This is a genomic window from Agrococcus sp. KRD186, assembly GCF_017168255.1.
Classification (GTDB): Bacteria; Actinomycetota; Actinomycetes; order Actinomycetales; family Microbacteriaceae; genus Agrococcus.
Genome location: NZ_JABFAP010000001.1, coordinates 775643 through 790482, shown reverse-complemented (window position 1 = coordinate 790482; position 14840 = coordinate 775643). Strand labels below are relative to the sequence as shown.

General features: G+C 71.2%; 15 protein-coding genes and 1 pseudogene. 10 read left to right on the top strand and 6 right to left on the bottom strand.

Annotated elements, in window-relative coordinates; genetic code table 11:
* Positions 1–96 precede the first annotated feature (96 nt).
* Complete coding sequence (locus J1M46_RS03735) at positions 97–1152, top strand: LLM class flavin-dependent oxidoreductase (protein ID WP_206446595.1); 1056 nt, start codon at positions 97–99, stop codon at positions 1150–1152.
* 30 nt (positions 1153–1182) lie between these two features.
* Here the strand turns inward: J1M46_RS03735 and J1M46_RS03730 are convergent, their stop codons facing one another.
* Entirely contained in the window at positions 1183–2346 is a 1164-nt protein-coding gene (locus J1M46_RS03730) for a phosphotransferase family protein (protein WP_206446594.1), read from the bottom strand.
* A gap of 59 nt (positions 2347–2405) precedes the next feature.
* Here J1M46_RS03730 and J1M46_RS03725 point away from each other — a divergent pair, with 59 nt between their 5' ends.
* Positions 2406–3467 carry an FUSC family protein gene (locus tag J1M46_RS03725; RefSeq protein WP_206446593.1) on the top strand — a complete coding sequence of 354 codons (1062 nt, stop codon included), beginning with the start codon at positions 2406–2408 and terminating at the stop codon, positions 3465–3467.
* Here the strand turns inward: J1M46_RS03725 and J1M46_RS03720 are convergent.
* The gene (locus J1M46_RS03720; RefSeq protein WP_206446592.1) at positions 3425–3940 is read right to left on the bottom strand and encodes a hypothetical protein; all 516 of its coding nucleotides are present in this window, start codon (positions 3938–3940) and stop codon (positions 3425–3427) included. The genes J1M46_RS03725 and J1M46_RS03720 overlap by 43 nt on opposite strands.
* A gap of 33 nt (positions 3941–3973) precedes the next feature.
* Between J1M46_RS03720 and J1M46_RS03715 the strand changes: the two genes are divergently transcribed.
* The gene (locus tag J1M46_RS03715) at positions 3974–4438 is read left to right on the top strand and encodes a phosphohydrolase (protein WP_206446591.1); all 465 of its coding nucleotides are present in this window, start codon (positions 3974–3976) and stop codon (positions 4436–4438) included.
* A gap of 36 nt (positions 4439–4474) precedes the next feature.
* Here the strand turns inward: J1M46_RS03715 and J1M46_RS03710 are convergent, their stop codons facing one another.
* Genes J1M46_RS03710 through J1M46_RS03695 form a run of 4 tightly spaced genes read right to left on the bottom strand, consistent with a single transcriptional unit; the run spans position 4475 to position 8508 of the window.
* Positions 4475–5542, bottom strand: coding sequence for a lipid II:glycine glycyltransferase FemX (locus J1M46_RS03710; RefSeq protein ID WP_206446590.1), 1068 nt, complete (start codon positions 5540–5542; stop codon positions 4475–4477).
* A gap of 10 nt (positions 5543–5552) precedes the next feature.
* Entirely contained in the window at positions 5553–6614 is a 1062-nt protein-coding gene (locus tag J1M46_RS03705; RefSeq protein WP_206446589.1) for a lipid II:glycine glycyltransferase FemX, read from the bottom strand.
* Positions 6611–7690: a lipid II:glycine glycyltransferase FemX gene (locus J1M46_RS03700; protein ID WP_206446588.1), complete on the bottom strand. Its 1080-nt coding sequence runs from the start codon at positions 7688–7690 to the stop codon at positions 6611–6613. Before J1M46_RS03700 ends, J1M46_RS03705 begins: the two co-directional genes overlap by 4 nt.
* A 32-nt stretch (positions 7691–7722) precedes the next feature.
* Positions 7723–8508 carry an EI24 domain-containing protein gene (locus J1M46_RS03695; RefSeq protein WP_206446587.1) on the bottom strand — a complete coding sequence of 262 codons (786 nt, stop codon included), beginning with the start codon at positions 8506–8508 and terminating at the stop codon, positions 7723–7725.
* A 60-nt stretch (positions 8509–8568) separates the two neighbouring features.
* On the opposite strand from J1M46_RS03695, the pseudogene J1M46_RS15230 reads away from it, so the two are divergent.
* The 7 genes and pseudogenes from J1M46_RS15230 to J1M46_RS03670 form a co-directional block, all read left to right on the top strand.
* Positions 8569–9453, top strand: a pseudogene (locus tag J1M46_RS15230) (DMT family transporter); the annotation flags it as partial.
* 81 nt (positions 9454–9534) lie between these two features.
* The gene (locus J1M46_RS15225; RefSeq protein WP_241249293.1) at positions 9535–9792 is read left to right on the top strand and encodes a DUF7218 family protein; all 258 of its coding nucleotides are present in this window, start codon (positions 9535–9537) and stop codon (positions 9790–9792) included.
* A gap of 37 nt (positions 9793–9829) precedes the next feature.
* Positions 9830–10324, top strand: coding sequence for a DUF6328 family protein (locus J1M46_RS03685; protein WP_206446585.1), 495 nt, complete (start codon positions 9830–9832; stop codon positions 10322–10324).
* A gap of 212 nt (positions 10325–10536) precedes the next feature.
* Positions 10537–12663 (top strand): choline BCCT transporter BetT, encoded by a 2127-nt coding sequence (gene betT, locus J1M46_RS03680; RefSeq protein WP_241249000.1) that lies wholly within the window; start codon positions 10537–10539, stop codon positions 12661–12663.
* A gap of 81 nt (positions 12664–12744) precedes the next feature.
* Complete coding sequence (locus J1M46_RS03675; RefSeq protein ID WP_206446583.1) at positions 12745–12981, top strand: dodecin family protein; 237 nt, start codon at positions 12745–12747, stop codon at positions 12979–12981.
* Positions 12982–13026: 45 nt separating this feature from the next.
* Positions 13027–13122 carry a KTSC domain-containing protein gene (locus tag J1M46_RS15220; RefSeq protein WP_241248999.1) on the top strand — a complete coding sequence of 32 codons (96 nt, stop codon included), beginning with the start codon at positions 13027–13029 and terminating at the stop codon, positions 13120–13122.
* Positions 13119–14756 carry an FAD-dependent oxidoreductase gene (locus tag J1M46_RS03670; RefSeq protein ID WP_206446582.1) on the top strand — a complete coding sequence of 546 codons (1638 nt, stop codon included), beginning with the start codon at positions 13119–13121 and terminating at the stop codon, positions 14754–14756. Before J1M46_RS15220 ends, J1M46_RS03670 begins: the two co-directional genes overlap by 4 nt.
* Positions 14757–14840: the final 84 nt, after the last annotated feature.

Genomic DNA, 14840 nt, shown 5'->3' with positions numbered 1-14840 from the left:
GGAGGCCCCGGGGTTCGCCCCGGGCCTCCTTCGTTCGAATCTGAAGGAATGTGCGGCGAGCGGATGCGTTGACCCGAGGTGGAGAGGACACCACCCATGAGCATCGAGTTCGGCGCGCACACCTTCGCCGCAGTCCCCGTCGTCGACGGCACCCCTGTCAGCCACGCGCAGGTGCTGCGCGACGTCGTCGCGGAGGGCATCGCCGCCGATCGCGCCGGCCTGTCGTTCTTCGGCATCGGCGAGCACCACCGCGAGGACTTCGCGGTCAGCGCGCCCGAGATCGTGCTGGGCGCGCTCTCGAGCGTGACCGAGCGCATCCGCCTGGGCACCGCCGTCACGGTGCTCTCCTCGAACGACCCCGTGCGGGTGTTCGAGCAGTTCTCCACCCTCGACGGCATCTCGAGCGGCCGCGCCGAGATGATCGTGGGGCGCGGCTCGTTCGTCGAGTCGTTCCCGCTGTTCGGCTACCGGCTCGAGGACTACAACGAGCTCTTCGAGGAGCGCCTCGAGCTGCTCGCCGCGCTCGTGCGCGAGGAGCCCGTCACCTGGAGCGGCCGACTGCGCTCATCGCTGTCGGAGCAGCAGGTGCACCCGCGCTCGCACGCTGCCGAGCACGGCGGCCGCATGCCCGTGTGGGTGGGCGTGGGCGGCTCGCCCGAGTCGGTCATCCGCACGGCGAAGCACGGCTTCGACATGATGCTCGCGATCATCGGCGGCAGCCCCGCCCAGTTCGCCCCCTTCGCCGGCCTGTACCGGAAGGCGATGGAGCAGTTCGGGCACACGGATGCCGCCGGTGCGCCGCTGGGACGCGTGGGCATGCACTCCCCCGGCTTCGTCGCCGAGAGCGACGAGGAGGCCAAGCGCACCCTGATGCCGCAGTGGATGGTCTACCGCAACCGCATCGGGCGCGAGCGCGGCTGGGGCGACGCGACCGAGCGCGAGTTCGACGCGCAGGTGGCCGAGCACGGCGCGATGTTCGCCGGCAGCCCGGAGACGGTCGCGCAGAAGATCGTCTGGGCGGTGGAGACGCTCGGCGTCGAGCGCTTCGACCTGAAGTACGACTCGGGCACGAGCCATGCCGACAACCTGCGCTCGATCGAGCTGTTCGGCACCGAGGTCATCCCGCGCGTGCGGGCGCTGCTGGGCGAGTAGCGGGCTGCGGCCTGCCGCCGGCGCGAGTGGCTAGCCGAGCACGGACTGCGCGCGCTCGAGCAGCTGCTGCGCGGAGGCCGCTCCGCGCTCCTCGCCCCTGCCGGCGTTGGCGAGCGCGTGGCCGAGGAGGTGCGTGGCCGCGATCGCCGCGACCCTCGCGTCGCCGTGCCAGCCGGCCTGCAGCTCGTCGGCGAAGGCGCTGAGGGCCTGCGCCGACTCGGCGGTCGCCGCGCGCTCCAGCGATGAGACCACGACGTGCCCGAACAGGGCGCCGCGGTCGTCGGCCGGATCGCCCAGGCCCGCGGTGTCGATGTCGAGGATGCCGGTGATCGCCGAGGGGTCGCGCTCGTCGACGAAGATCTGGCCCAGGTGCAGGTCGCCGTGGATGGTCACGGGCGTGGGCACCGCGGTGGCGGCGTAGCGCTCCCGCACCAGCTGCGCGAGCCTGCCCGTCTGCCGGGCGAACAGCGGCGCCGTCTCCTCCATGCGCTCGGCGTACCAGCCGACGCGGCGCGCGAGCGACTCGCGGGCACCGATGGTGACGCGCACCGTGGAGATGTGGCGGGTCAGCTCGTCGAGCCCGCTGGCGAAGCGCGCGCGGTCGATGCGCTCGAACACGTCGATCGCGGGCACGCCCTGCAGCTCGCCCAGCAGCACCAGGCCGGCATCCGAGAACCCGAGCGAGCGCGGCACGGCCACGCCGGCGTGCTGGAAGCGCTCGTGCAGGTCGTGGATGGTGGACGCGAGCGACGGGTGGACGACCTTCGCGAACCAGCGGTCGCCGGCGGTCTCGACGCGCAGCACAGCGCGCTTGCCGGGCCGGTACGCCTCCATGCGCAGGGTCGCGCCCTCCGCTGCGATGCCGAACTTCGCCAGCACCACGCCCGCGGCCTCCGGGTACGAGACCGCCGGCAGCGACGGCAGCGAGGGATCCTGCGGGTAGACCCACGCGGTCAGGCGCCGGCCCGCGGCATCCGTCAGCTCGACCGTGTGCTCGTCGGTGGGCGCGTTCTGCGAGGTGTTCACGTAGATCGTGACCCGCTCGACGGTGTCCTGCGGGGTGCGCACCCCGCAGGCGTAGCCGACGATGAAGCCCTCGTTCACCGGCTCCACATCCTTCTGCGCGAAGTCGACGAGCTCGCGCCCGCTCTCGGCCAGGAGCCGCGTGAGGACCGCGGCGGCGTTGTCGAGCATGGCCCCCATCCAACACCGCCCGACCCGTGAACCGCGCACGGCGCGCGTATCGTGGAGCCATGCGTTGGCTGGGACGGCTCAGGACCGAGCAGCAGGCGAGCTGGCTGCAGGTGCTCAAGATCGTCGTCGCGATCGCGGTCTCCTGGTACGTCAGCGTGCTGCTGCTGGGCACCGAGCTGCCGATCTTCGCGGCCATCGCGGCGCTGCTGGTGGTGGCGCCGAGCGTCAACCAGTCGCTCGGCAAGGGCATCGAGCGCTCGATCGGCACGGTCGGCGGCGTGGTGCTCGCCTGGCTCGCCAGCCTGGTGCTGCCGCCCGGACCGCTGATGGTGCTGGCGGTGACCGTGCTGGCGGTGATCGTGGCACGGCTGGTGCGACTCGCCCCGATGGCTGCCAACCAGCTGCCGATCAGCGCCATGATCCTGCTGGCGCTCGGCGCCGGCACCGGCCCGCTGTTCGGCTTCGAGCGCATCGTGGAGACCGTCATCGGCGCCGTCTGCGCGCTGCTGATCAATCTCGTGCTGGTGCCCCCGGTGCAGCACGAGCCGGCAGAGCGCGCCATGCGCGAGCTCGCGCACGGGATCGCCGACGCCTACGAGCGCATCGACCGCTCGCTCACGAGCGGCTCACCCAGCGAGCACCTGCTCGCCGATGCCCGCGCGCTGCGGGACGGCATCCAGTCCACGCGAGCGGCGATGGATGACCTGGCGGACTCCACGCTGCTCAATCACCGCACGAGACGCCTGCGCGACCGGCTCGAGCGCGACGAGCGGCTGCTGCTGACGCTCACGGTGCTCGCCAACCGCGTGATCGGCATGTCGCGCTCGATCGCCGACCGCAGCGAGGCGTTCCTGCCTGATGCCTCCATCGCCGGTGAGCCCACGGTGCGCCGCATCGGCATCGAGTCACGGCGCATCGCGCACGAGGTGCGAGCGCTGGTCGACCGGCAGGCTCACGACGACGGGCGCACCACCTCGATGCCGGCGCTCGACGGGCCGATGCTCACCGAGCCCATCGAGGTCCCCAGGCCCCACCCGGAGCACTGGGTGCTGATCGGCGCCCTGCTCGAGGACGTCCGTCAGGCGAGGGAGTCGCTGGAGGCCGGCGCCGACGGCGTGTAGGGCGTCAGCCACTGCAGCCGCCAGAACTCCTCTGCGGAGAGCTCGAACGAGTGCGTGTCGATCGACACCGCGCGGCGCACCGCATCCGGGTCGAGGTGCGGCCGGGCGAGGATCGTGACGGCGCTCTGCCGCAGCAGCGCCGACTTGCCGTAGTGGATGGCGAGGATGTCGGGGGTCGCGGGGGTGTCGGAGACCACGTAGGCGCTCGCCAGCAGCCGCGACCGGCCCAGCATGCGCCACGAGAAGTGCCGACCCGCCCAGGCGGCCTCGGCGATGACCTCGCGGTCGCCCTTGTCGGGGCGGTGGTACTCGTAGACCTCGCGCAGCTGCAGCGGCGAGCTGCGCACGAGCTCGAACGTCACCCGCGGGTTCTTGCGCTCGGTGTTCGTCCAGTACGGGAAGGTCGTCGCACGGATCGCCCACGTCCCCCGAAGCAGACGAGCGAGCTCGGCGGGGTCGGCGACACGTGACATGTGTTCAGGATAGCCAACGGATACGCTCGCGTCATGGCCGACGACCACCTCGACCGCGCGATCCTGTTCGCAGCGAAGGCGTTCGACGGCCGCGTCGACCGGCAGGGGCACCCCTACATGGCGCACGCGGTGCGAGTCATGCTCGCCGTCGAGGGCGACGACCTGCGCACCGTCGCGATCCTGCACGACGTCTTCGAGTGGGGCACCATCACGCTGCGCGAGTTCGTCAGCGCGAAGTTCCCCAAACGCGTCATCGATGCCGTCGACGCCATGACCAAGCGCGAGGGCGAGAGCATCGCCGAGCACGTCGAGCGCCTGCGCGCCAGCGAGCTCGCGGCGACCGTCAAGATCGCCGATCTGCGCGACAACGCGCTCGCGTGGCGGCTCGAGGCGCTGCCGAGCCCGGCACAGCGCCACGAGCTGGTGGCCATGTACGGCGAGACCGCCCAGCTGCTGGGCACGAGCCTCGACGAGATCTGCGGCCGCGAGGTCAGCTGAGCGGCGGCTACCAGCGTTCGGGGTGCAGCGCGGCGGCTACCAGATGCCCCACGGGCGCCTGCGCACGCGCCGCTCGACCGGCAGCAGCAGCCGCAGGAACAGCCGGTAGCGCGGCTCGTCGAGCACCAGATCGTGGCTCGGCAGGTGGTCGGTGATCGGCCCGAACAGGCGCTTGAAGATGCCCGGTCCGTGCATGCGGTGCGACTCGTCGTCCGCCTGCCACGATGGCGGCGTCGCGTAGGTGTCGTACACCTCGCGGCCCTGCTCCTTGAACCACTGCATGGCCGTCCAGCGCATCAGGTGGGCGCCGCCGCGGATGGCGCGGTCGGGCACCGAGCCGCCGTCCTTCGCCAGCGCGTAGCGACCGAAGCCGATCATGAAAGCGGATGCCTGGGGGCCGTCGTGCGCGCCGTCGTACCCGAACCAGAAGTGGCCCTGGCCGCGGTCGCACAGCTCGCCCCAGAGCGTGCGGTAGTAGTCGTACGGCTTCATGGTGTCGACGCCCTTGCCGCCGGCGACGGTCTGCATGAGCTCGTACATCAGCCGGTACGTCGCCTCCCCCGGCTCTGCCTTCTCGACCCGGTAGCCGTGCTTGATGGCGTTGCGGATGTGGTTGCGCAGCTTCTTGTTGAAGCCGGCGAAGATGTCGTCCACCGCGGGTGTCAGATCGACCAGCACCGTGTGGATGTTCTGCTGCACGGTGTTGGCGACCCGGTACCCGGCATCCGCCAGCAGCGCGCGCCGCTCGGGCGTGTCGACCTCGTAGGGCTCGACCTTGACCGCGTACACGCCCTTCGTGACATCCCCGCGGGCCGCGCGCAGCGCATCCGCGATGCCCGGGAGGTCGCCGAAGGCGACACCGGGGCCGAGGGGCAGGTACCAGAAGCGGCCGGCGAGGCTGCGGTGCTCGAGCGCGAGCACGTGCACCGCGGTGCCGGCCGACTCGAGCACCAGGAAGACCGGGTGCAGCCGCTCGGTCGACTTGAGCCGCGCGTAGGCGAGGCCCTGCGTCCACTGCCCGCCGTCGGGGTTGGCCTGCACGCTGGCATCCCAGTCGAGCAGCTCCTCCTGCCGCGCGCGGCGGATGGTCCATGAGCCGGTCATGCGGGCCTCCTCATCGCAGTGCGTCCGTGCCGGGCTTGATGCGCCACTCGATGCGGCGCACGACGCGCTCCCACAGCCGGTGGCGGATGGGTCGCAGCAGGATGTCGAACGACGGCAGGTAGCTCACCACCGGCCCGAACTTCTTCTTGAACTGCCCGACCCCGTAGTACCAGTGGGTCTCGTCGTCCATCTGCTCGGGCCGCGGGGTGCCGCAGAGGTCGAAGGCGGTCTTGCCGTCGCGCGCGGCATCCTGCATGGCGCGCCACAGCAGCAGCGCCGCTCCCCCGGCGATGGCGCGCGAGGGTCGCGAGCCGCCGTCCTTGTAGACGGCGGTGCGGCCGGCGAGCGTGACGAAGATGGCGGCCTGCGCCTCGGTGCCGTCGCCGTCGTAGCCGAAGTAGAAGCGGCCGCCCTGGGTCTTCGCGAACTCGCCCCAGAACAGCCGGTAGTAGGCGAACTCGCGCATGGCGGCGACGCCCTTGCCGCCGTTGATGGTCTTCAGCAGCTCGTAGAAGCGCACGAAGTCCTGCTCGGTCGCCTCGTGCGCCTCGATCGTCTCGATCCGGTAGCCCTTGTTCTCGGCCCCGCGGATCGACGAGCGCAGCTTCTTCTGGAACTCCATGATCAGCTCGTCGCCGAGCGTCAGATCGAGCACCACCGTGTGCGTCAGCAGCTGCATGTCGCGGCTGCGCACGGTGCCGGCGGCCTCCATGCGGGCGATCAGCTCTGGGCTGCGCAGCAGGTGCGGCTCGACCTTGATGGCGAGCAGCCCGTCCTGCCGCCTGCCGAACTCGCGCATGGCAGCGACCATCCCCTCCAGGTCGTCGCAGGTGGGCCCGAGCGGGATGTACCAGTAGCGGCCCAACCACACCGTGCCCTCGTGGGCCAGCGCGTAGACCGTCTGCGCGCCCTCCACCACCAGGAAGCGCGGCGTCAGCCGGTCGTAGCGCTTGATCTCGCCCATCGCCCGGGCGCTGGTCATGATGCCGCCGTCGGGATTCTGCTCGATCAGCTCGTCCCAGCGCGCGATCTCGTCGTCGGTCGCGAAGCGGACGCTCGTGGCCTCGGTCATCGCAGCGTGTCCGGGCCCTTCTTGATGCGCCACTCGATGCGGCGCACGACGTTCTCCCACAGTCGGTGCCGCAGCGGCTGCAGCACCAGGTCGAACGAGGGCAGGAAGCTCGAGATGGGGCCGAAGCGCAGCTTGAACTGCGCGAGCCCGTGGAAGGGGTGCGTCGGGTCGTCGACGCGGTCCGGCGGCGGCGTGCCGGCCAGGTCGAAGGCGAGCTTGCCGTCGGCGATCGCGTCCTGCATCGCCGTCCACAGCAGCAGCGCCGAGCCGCCGTTGATCTTGCGGTCGGGGCGCGAGCCGCCGTCCTTGTAGACCACGGTGCGGCCGGCGGTGGTCACGAAGATGCCGGCCTGCGGCTCACCCGAGTCGTCGTCGTAGCCGAAGTAGAAGCGGCCGGTGCCGCCCCGCGTGAAGGCACCCCAGAACTGGTCGTAGTACGCGCGCTCGCGCATGCCCGCCATGCCCTTGCCGCCGGCGACGGTGAGCATCATCGCGTGCATGCGGTCGAAGGTCTGCTGGGTCGGCTCGGGCCGCTCGACGCGGTAGCCCTTCTTGGTCGCGCCGCGCACCTGCCGGCGGATCATCTGCGAGAACGACGCGAACAGCTCCTCCTCGCCCTGCGCGAGGTCGAGCACCACCGTGTGGGTCATCACCTGCATGTCGCGGCTCTGCTCGAGGCCGAGCCCGACGAGCTCGGTGATGCGCTCGGGCGTGCGCTCCAGGTGGGGCTCGATCTTCACCACCAGCAGGCCGTCCTCACCCTTGGCGAAGGCGCGCAGGCCCTCGACCACGGGCGCCATGTCGGTCGCGGTCGGGCCCATCGGCAGGTACCAGTAGCGGCCCAGCGACACCTTGCCCTCGAGGGCGAGGGCGTGGATGCGCTCGGTCGCGCCCTCGACGCCGGCGACCGGTGCGTCGATGACGAGGAAGACGGGCTCGAGCCCGTCGAACCGCTTGGTCTCTGCGAAGGCGAGCGACTGCACCATGTGCCCGCCGTCGGGGTTCGTCTCGATGCGCGCGTCCCACTCGGCGATCTCGCTGGGGTCGGCGCGACGGACGGAAGCTGCGATGGGCATGGAACCTCTCGTATCTGGCGGGCGGCTCCAGTCTACGAGGCTCCCGGCTGGGCCGGCGGGGCGGTCGTCGGCTCGCCGCGCAGGTCGCGCACCAGCAGCGTCGCCCCCACGATGGCGACCGGCGTCGCGATCACGGCGACGCCGGGGATGAGCAGCAGCAGGTAGGCGACGACACCGAAGCCGAGCGTGCGCCAGCGGTGCGCGCGCAGCAGCGCGCGGCGCTCGGCGAGCGACATGCCGCGGGCATCGCCGGGGATGCCGGTGAGCTCGCGCGCGAGCGCCGTGCCGCCCAGCACGGCGCCGACGATGAGGCCCAGCGCGCTGCCGACCAGCGGGATGAGCCCGATCACGAAGACCGCGATCGCGGTGCCGATCGCGATGCCGATCAGCACCGCGGCATCGCGCAGCCCGCGGCGCAGCGAGACCCAGAAGCCGAGCTCGACCGGCGCGGCGATGCCGCCGAGCCGCGCCTCGACCGAGCGCGAGATGCGCTCGTAGAAGGGCTCCCCCACGGTGAGCGTGACCGCCGCGAAGGTCAGCACGCACAGCACGATCGCGCCGACCAGGATGCCGAGCGCGAGCGCGAGCCGCAGCGTGTCGCTCCAGAAGGGGGCCCAGCCGTCGGCGAACGGCGTCAGCGCCTGCGCCCATCCGCCCACCTGGAAGCTCAGCACGATGACGAGCGCGAGCATGAGCGTGCCGACGATGAGCGCCGGCACCGCCCCGAGCGCCATCAGTCCCGGGCTCTTCGCCCAGGTGCCGAAGCCGCGCAGGAACAGCCCGGCGCCGGCGAGGAGCTCAGAGATCCGATGCCGCATGCGCCCATGCTGGCACGCGTCGCTTGGGGGCAGCCGGAGGTTCGGCCGTAGGATCGAGCAGTGCCGACGCTCGCCGCTCCGAGACGACCGGCGCACGCCGTCGCGGTGCTGCTGTCCGCGGTGCTGTGGGGCACGACCGGCACGGTGGCGCACTTCGCTCCCGCCGGGTCCTCGCCGCTCGCGATCGGGCTGTCGACCTTCGCCATCGGCGGCGTCGTGCTCGCCGCGATCTCGGCGAAGCGCGTGCTGGCGGTGCTGCGGCAGCGGCAGCAGCTCGGCTGGGTGCTCGCGGGCGCGGTCGGCGTGGTGCTCTACCCCGCCGCCTACTACCCCTCCATGGCGCTCGCGGGCGTCGCGGTCGGCAACGTCGTCGCGCTCGGCTCCGGCCCGATCTTCGCCGCGCTGCTCGAGTGGGCAGTCGACCGCCGCAGGCCCGACGCACGATGGGCGCTCGCGACGGGCGTCGCGGCCGTCGGCATCGTGCTGCTGACGCTCGGCGGGCACGGCGGTGCAGCGGGTGATGCGAGTTCGGCGGATGCGTCGCTCGCCCCCGCGGGCGTCGCGCTCGCGCTCGTGGCCGGCTTCGGCTACGCGCTGTACGCCTTCGCCGGCAGCCGCCTCATCGCCCGCGGCGCATCCGCCTCGGGAGCGATGGGCTCGCTGTTCCTGGTCGGCGGGCTCGTGTGCGCGAGCTGGCTCGCCGTCGTCGGCATCGGACCGCTCGCCTCCCCCGCGGGGCTGGCGACCATCGCCTACCTCGGCCTCGTGCCGATGGCGCTGGCCTATCTGCTGTTCGGCTTCGGGCTGCGCGTGCTGCGCTCGTCGAGCGCCACCACGATCGCGCTCGCCGAGCCGGTGGTCGCGACGCTGCTCGCCGTGCTCGTGGTCGGCGAGCGCCCGGCCGTCATCGGCTGGATCGGGCTCGCAGTGGTCGCCATCGGCATCGCGCTGCTCGCGCTGCCGCGCCCCTTGACCCGCGGCTCGCGCGGAGTAGCGTCGGGAGCACCGACGACGAGAGGAGCGGTCATGCCTGATCCGCACATCAACGACGAGGAGCTCTACGAGAAGCTGCGCGACGAGGGCAACTCGAAGGAGAAGTCGGCCCGCATCGCCAACGCTGCCGCTCGCGACGGCCGCGACGAGGTCGGCGAGCGCGGCGGCGAGGCCGGCGACTACGAGGACCGCACGGTGGACGAGCTGCAGGATCGCGCGAAGGAGCTGGGCATCGAGGGCTACTCCGACCTGAAGAAGGACGAGCTGATCGACAAGCTCCGCAACCACTGACTCCCCGTTCACAGCCCAGCGGTGGGAAGATCCGGCTGTGAACGACTTCCGTGGGCGCGACGAGACTCCTGAGGAGCGGGCGGACCGCAACTTCGCCGACATCCTGCAGGAGCTGCGCGTCGTGCTCACCGGCACGCAGCTCATCTCAGGCTTCCTGCTCGCGGTCGCCTTCCAGTCGGGCTTCAAGGATCTGGACGCCGACGAGATCGTGCACTACCTGGTGCTCGTCGCGATCGCCGGGCTCGCGACACTGCTGGGCATGACGCCCGTGGTCGTGCACCGCCTGCACTTCGCCAAGCGCATGAAGCAGGATGTCGTGCAGCTCGGCAACCGCTTCCTGATCGCCACGCTCGTGGTCGTCTCGGCGCTCGTGGTCGGCGTCACCGCGTTCATCTTCGAGGTCGTGCTCACCGCCGCCGCAGGGCTCTGGGCGGCGGGGATCACGCTGACGGTGCTGGCCGCGCTCTGGACCATTGCGTGGGTCGCCCGACGGCGGGCGCCGGATCGCGAGCACGGGCGCACGGCAGACTGAGCTGTCAGATAACGACGGGGACGGGAGCGGCGAGCATGGCGAGGATCAGCGACAGCCAGGACCACGGAGCGGCCGACGGGGGGCGCCGGTCGGACGCACGCGGCGCGGCCCGACCCGCGCATCCGCCTCTCGAGCGCACGCGCTTCGGCGGCACCGAGCGAGGGCCGGAGCGGCAACGGCACGAGGGCGACGCCCCCATCTCGCGCAGCGACATGAGCAAGGGACCGACCGAGCTCATGGAGCACCGGGAGCCGCGCGTGCACTGGCGCGTGCTCATCATCGCCTCGGCCATCGTCCTCGCGTTCTCGATCTGGGCGATGCTGATGCCGCAGCAGGCCAACAGCACGATGCTGACGGTGGTCGACTGGATCGCCACCAACCTCGGCTGGTACTACGTGCTCACGGTCACGATCGTGATCGGCTTCGTGCTGTGGGTGGCGCTGTCGAAGGAGGGCAGCGTGCGCCTCGGGCCCGACCACTCACGGCCGCAGTACAACCTGTTCACGTGGGTCGCGATGCTCTTCGCCGCCGGCGTCGGCATCGACATGCTGTTCTACTCGGTGACCGGCCCCGTCGTGCAGTACCTCGATCCGCCCAGCGGCGACGGCGAGACCATGGCGGCCGCGCAGGACGCGGTGGTCTGGACGATGTTCCACTACGGCATCGCCGGCTGGTCGATGTACGCGCTGCTCGGCATGGCGATGGGCTACTTCTCGTACCGCTGGGGCATGCCGCTGTCCATCCGCGCGGCGCTCTACCCGCTGCTGGGCAAGCGGGTGCGCGGCCCGCTGGGCGACAGCATCTCGACGATCGCGCTGGTCGGCACCGTCTTCGGGGTCGCCACCTCGATGGGCATCGGCGTCGTGCTGCTGGGGGTGGGCTTCTCGCTCATCTTCGGTCTGCCGCAGGGCCTCGCCCTGCAGATCGGCCTCGTGCTGGTCGCGGTGCTGCTCACCATCGCCGCCACCACCTCCGGCGTCGACAAGGGCATCCGCTGGATCTCGGAGCTCAACCTGTGGAGCGCCGCGGCGATGATGCTCTACATCCTCTTCACAGGCCAGACGGCCTTCCTGCTGAACGCGCTGGTCGAGAACATCGCCCGCTTCATCGTCACACTCCCCGAGCGCACGCTGCAGACCTTCGCCTACGAGCCCGACGGCGCCGAGTGGATGGGCGGCTGGACGCTCTTCTTCTGGGCGTTCTGGCTCGCCTGGGGGCCCTTCGTGGGCGTCTTCCTGGCGCGCATCTCGCGCGGCCGCACGCTGCGGGAGTTCGTCATCGCAGCGATCACCGCCCCGGTGCTGTGCGACTTCTTCATGGTGTCGCTGTTCGGCAACTCGGCCCTGTACGAGGTGATCGTGAACGGCAATGCCGAGTTCGCCCAGCTCGCCGTCGACAGCCCGGAGGCCGGCTGGTACGCGCTGCTGGAGATGTTCCCCGGTCCGATGTTCCTCATCGGCCTCGCGACGCTGTCGGGCCTGCTGTTCTACCTGACGAGCGCGAACTCCGGCGCCATGGTGATGTCGAACTTCTCCTCCTCGATCCCCGAGCCCAGCCAGGACGGCCCGAAGTGGCTGCGCATCTACTGGGCGCTGCTGACTGCGCTGCTGACCATCGCGATGCTGCTCGCGGGCGGCGTGACCACGATGGAGTACGCGACGCTCATCTTCGCGCTGCCGGTCACGGTCATCGCCTACCTGGTCATGCTCTCGTTCTCGAAGGTGCTGCGCATGGAGCGTGCCGAGCGCGAGGGCCGGGTGCTGCAGCGGCGCACGATGGCGACGACCGGCGGCAAGGCACCGGAGCGGTCGTGGAAGCAGCGGCTCGAGCGCATGCGAGCCTTCCCGTCGAAGAAGCAGGTCGCCCAGTACCTCGACCGCGTGGTGCGGCCGGCGATGGCGGATGTGGTGGCCGAGTTCCGCGCGCAGGGCTACGAGGTCGAGCAGGGACGGATGGCCAACACCGCGACCGGCGTCGACGAGCCGATGCTGCGGGTGTCGATGGACGAGTTCCGCGACTTCCACTACCAGGTGGCGCTCATGGAGGCGCCGGTGCCGATGTTCGGCGGCCGCATGTCGCGCGAGACCGATGTCTACTACCGGCTCGAGGTCATCACGCAGACCGGCTCGGGCGGCTACGACCTGATGGGCCTGACGAAGCAGCAGATCATCGACGACGTGCTCGATCGCTACGAGGCGCACCTCGCATTCCTCACGGTCAGCGAGGAGTCGGATGTCGCCTCGGTGCTCACGCCCCGCATTCCGCACGCGACCGGCACCCTCCCCGCCCTGCCGAAGAGCGCCGACGACGTGCAGGACCTCGACGACGGCAAGGGCTGATCGGGTCTTCCCTTTCTTCCCGCAGCGCGGTTTGCTGGCAGCGCGAGGAGTTTCCTCGCACTGCAGTCGAGGAGGACGGCAATGGCATCCATCGCACGGATCACCACCATCAGCGCACGCTCGGAGACGAGCTTCGAGGACGCGATCAGCCAAGGCATCGCGCGGGCGAACGAGACACTGCGCGGCATCGAGGGCGCGTGGGTCAAGGATCACGTCGTCAACATCAAGGACGGCGCCATCACCTCGTGGCAGGTGACGCTCGAGCTGACCTTCGTGCTCGACGACGCCGGCCCCGCTGTCGACCCATCCTTCGACTGAGATCGGCGCGGCGGCACCTCCGTGTACGGGATGGCGTCGCGCGCCGTGTTCGATGAGCTCGCGGCTGACTCGATCGGCACCTTCGTGAACCAGCGCATCAAGCCGCGGTTCCCGGTGCGCACGGTCGCGGCCGCGTCGTGATCACCGTCGATGAGCTGCGGGGCATCCGGATCTTCGCCGCACTGCCCTTGGAGGCGCTCGAGTACCTGACGCGCGCGGTCGAGGACATCCGGCTGATCGCGGGCGAGTACTTCGCCCATGAGTGTGACGAGCGCGCGCTCTTCGTGGTGGTCGAGGGTCGAGCCGAGATCACCAAGATCGTCAACGGCGAGGAGCGGGTGATCGGGACCCGTCTGCCCGGGCGCTTCTTCGGGGAGGTGCCCATGACGCTCAGCACGCCCTTTCCCGCGAGCGGCCGCGCCGCCGGGCCCTCGCGCGTGCTGAAGCTCGACATCACCGCCTTTTACACCCTCGCCGCGCTCGCTCCCTCGGTGCCGACTCGCGTGGCCGGGCTCGCACGCCGGTACCTCGACTCGCTGCAGGTGCTCGCCGCAGAGCGCCCCGACACCGACATCCGGCTCATCGGCCCGCGGGGCGATCCACGCACCCACGAGGTCGCGGCCTTCCTCGCCCGCAACCAGGTCGCGTTCGACCGGGTCACGCTCGACGTCGCTGCGGCGTCGGCGCGCTACCCCGTGCTCGAGCGCGAGGGCGCCGAGGCGCTGCTGGAGCCGACGATGCGCGATGTCGCCGAGGCGACCGGCCTCGCGGTGCGGCCCGAGCATGCCCGCTACGACGTGGTGATCGTCGGTGGCGGACCGGCCGGCATGACGGCCGCTGTGAACGGCGCCGCCGAGGGTGTGCGCACGCTCGTGATCGAGTCGCTCGCCCCCGGCGGCCAGGCCGGCACCTCGACGCGTATCGAGAACTACACGGGGTTCCCGTTCGGCATCTCTGGCGACGACCTGGCCAGCCGCGCGCTCAAGCAGGCCAAGCGGCTCGGTGCGGAGATCGTGGTGACCCGCACCGTGGAGGCCGTCGATGCCGAGCGGCTCGAGGTGCGGCTGGACGGCGGCGATGTGCTCGGCGCGGCCGCGCTGCTGCTCGCGACCGGCGTGGCCTGGCGAAAGCTGCCGGTGCCGTCGCTCGAGCGCCGGATCGGCAACGGCGTGCACTACGGCGCCGCCCGCAGCGATGCCGCGCTGACCCACGGCGCCGAGGTCTGCATCGTCGGTGCAGGCAACTCCGCCGGCCAGGCGGCGCTCTTCTTCGCCCGCCATGCGCGCTCGGTCACGCTGCTCGTGCGAGCGGCCTCGATCGAGGCGAGCATGTCGCAGTACCTGATCGACCAGCTCGCAGCGAACGGCGGCATCCGCGTCGAGACGCGCAGCGCGGTCGTGGACGCCCACGGAGCCGAGCGGCTGGAGACGATCGAGGTGCTCGATCGCGCCAGCGGGATCGTCAGTGCGCGCACCTGCGACGTGCTGTTCGTCATGATCGGTGCCGACGCCATGACCGACTGGCTGCCCGACGCGATCGCCCGCGATGCGCGCGGCTACGTCGTCGCCGGCTCGGAGGCGGCGGCCTCCCAGCATTGGCGGCCGAAGCGACGGCCCTACGACCTCGAGACAAGCGCACCGGGCGTCTTCGCGATCGGCGATGTGCGCTCGGGATCCGTCAAGCGCGTCGCCGCCGGCGTCGGTGAGGGCGGGATGGCGATCGCCTTCGTGCATCAGTACCTCGCACTGTCGCCCGCCAGCCCCGGCGGCAGCTGAGCGCGATCCCGCTCGCGGCTGTGTTGCGCCGCGTTACCGGCCGCCTCGAAGCCGGGCAGCCGTCCCTGCCAGCATGGCGGCACG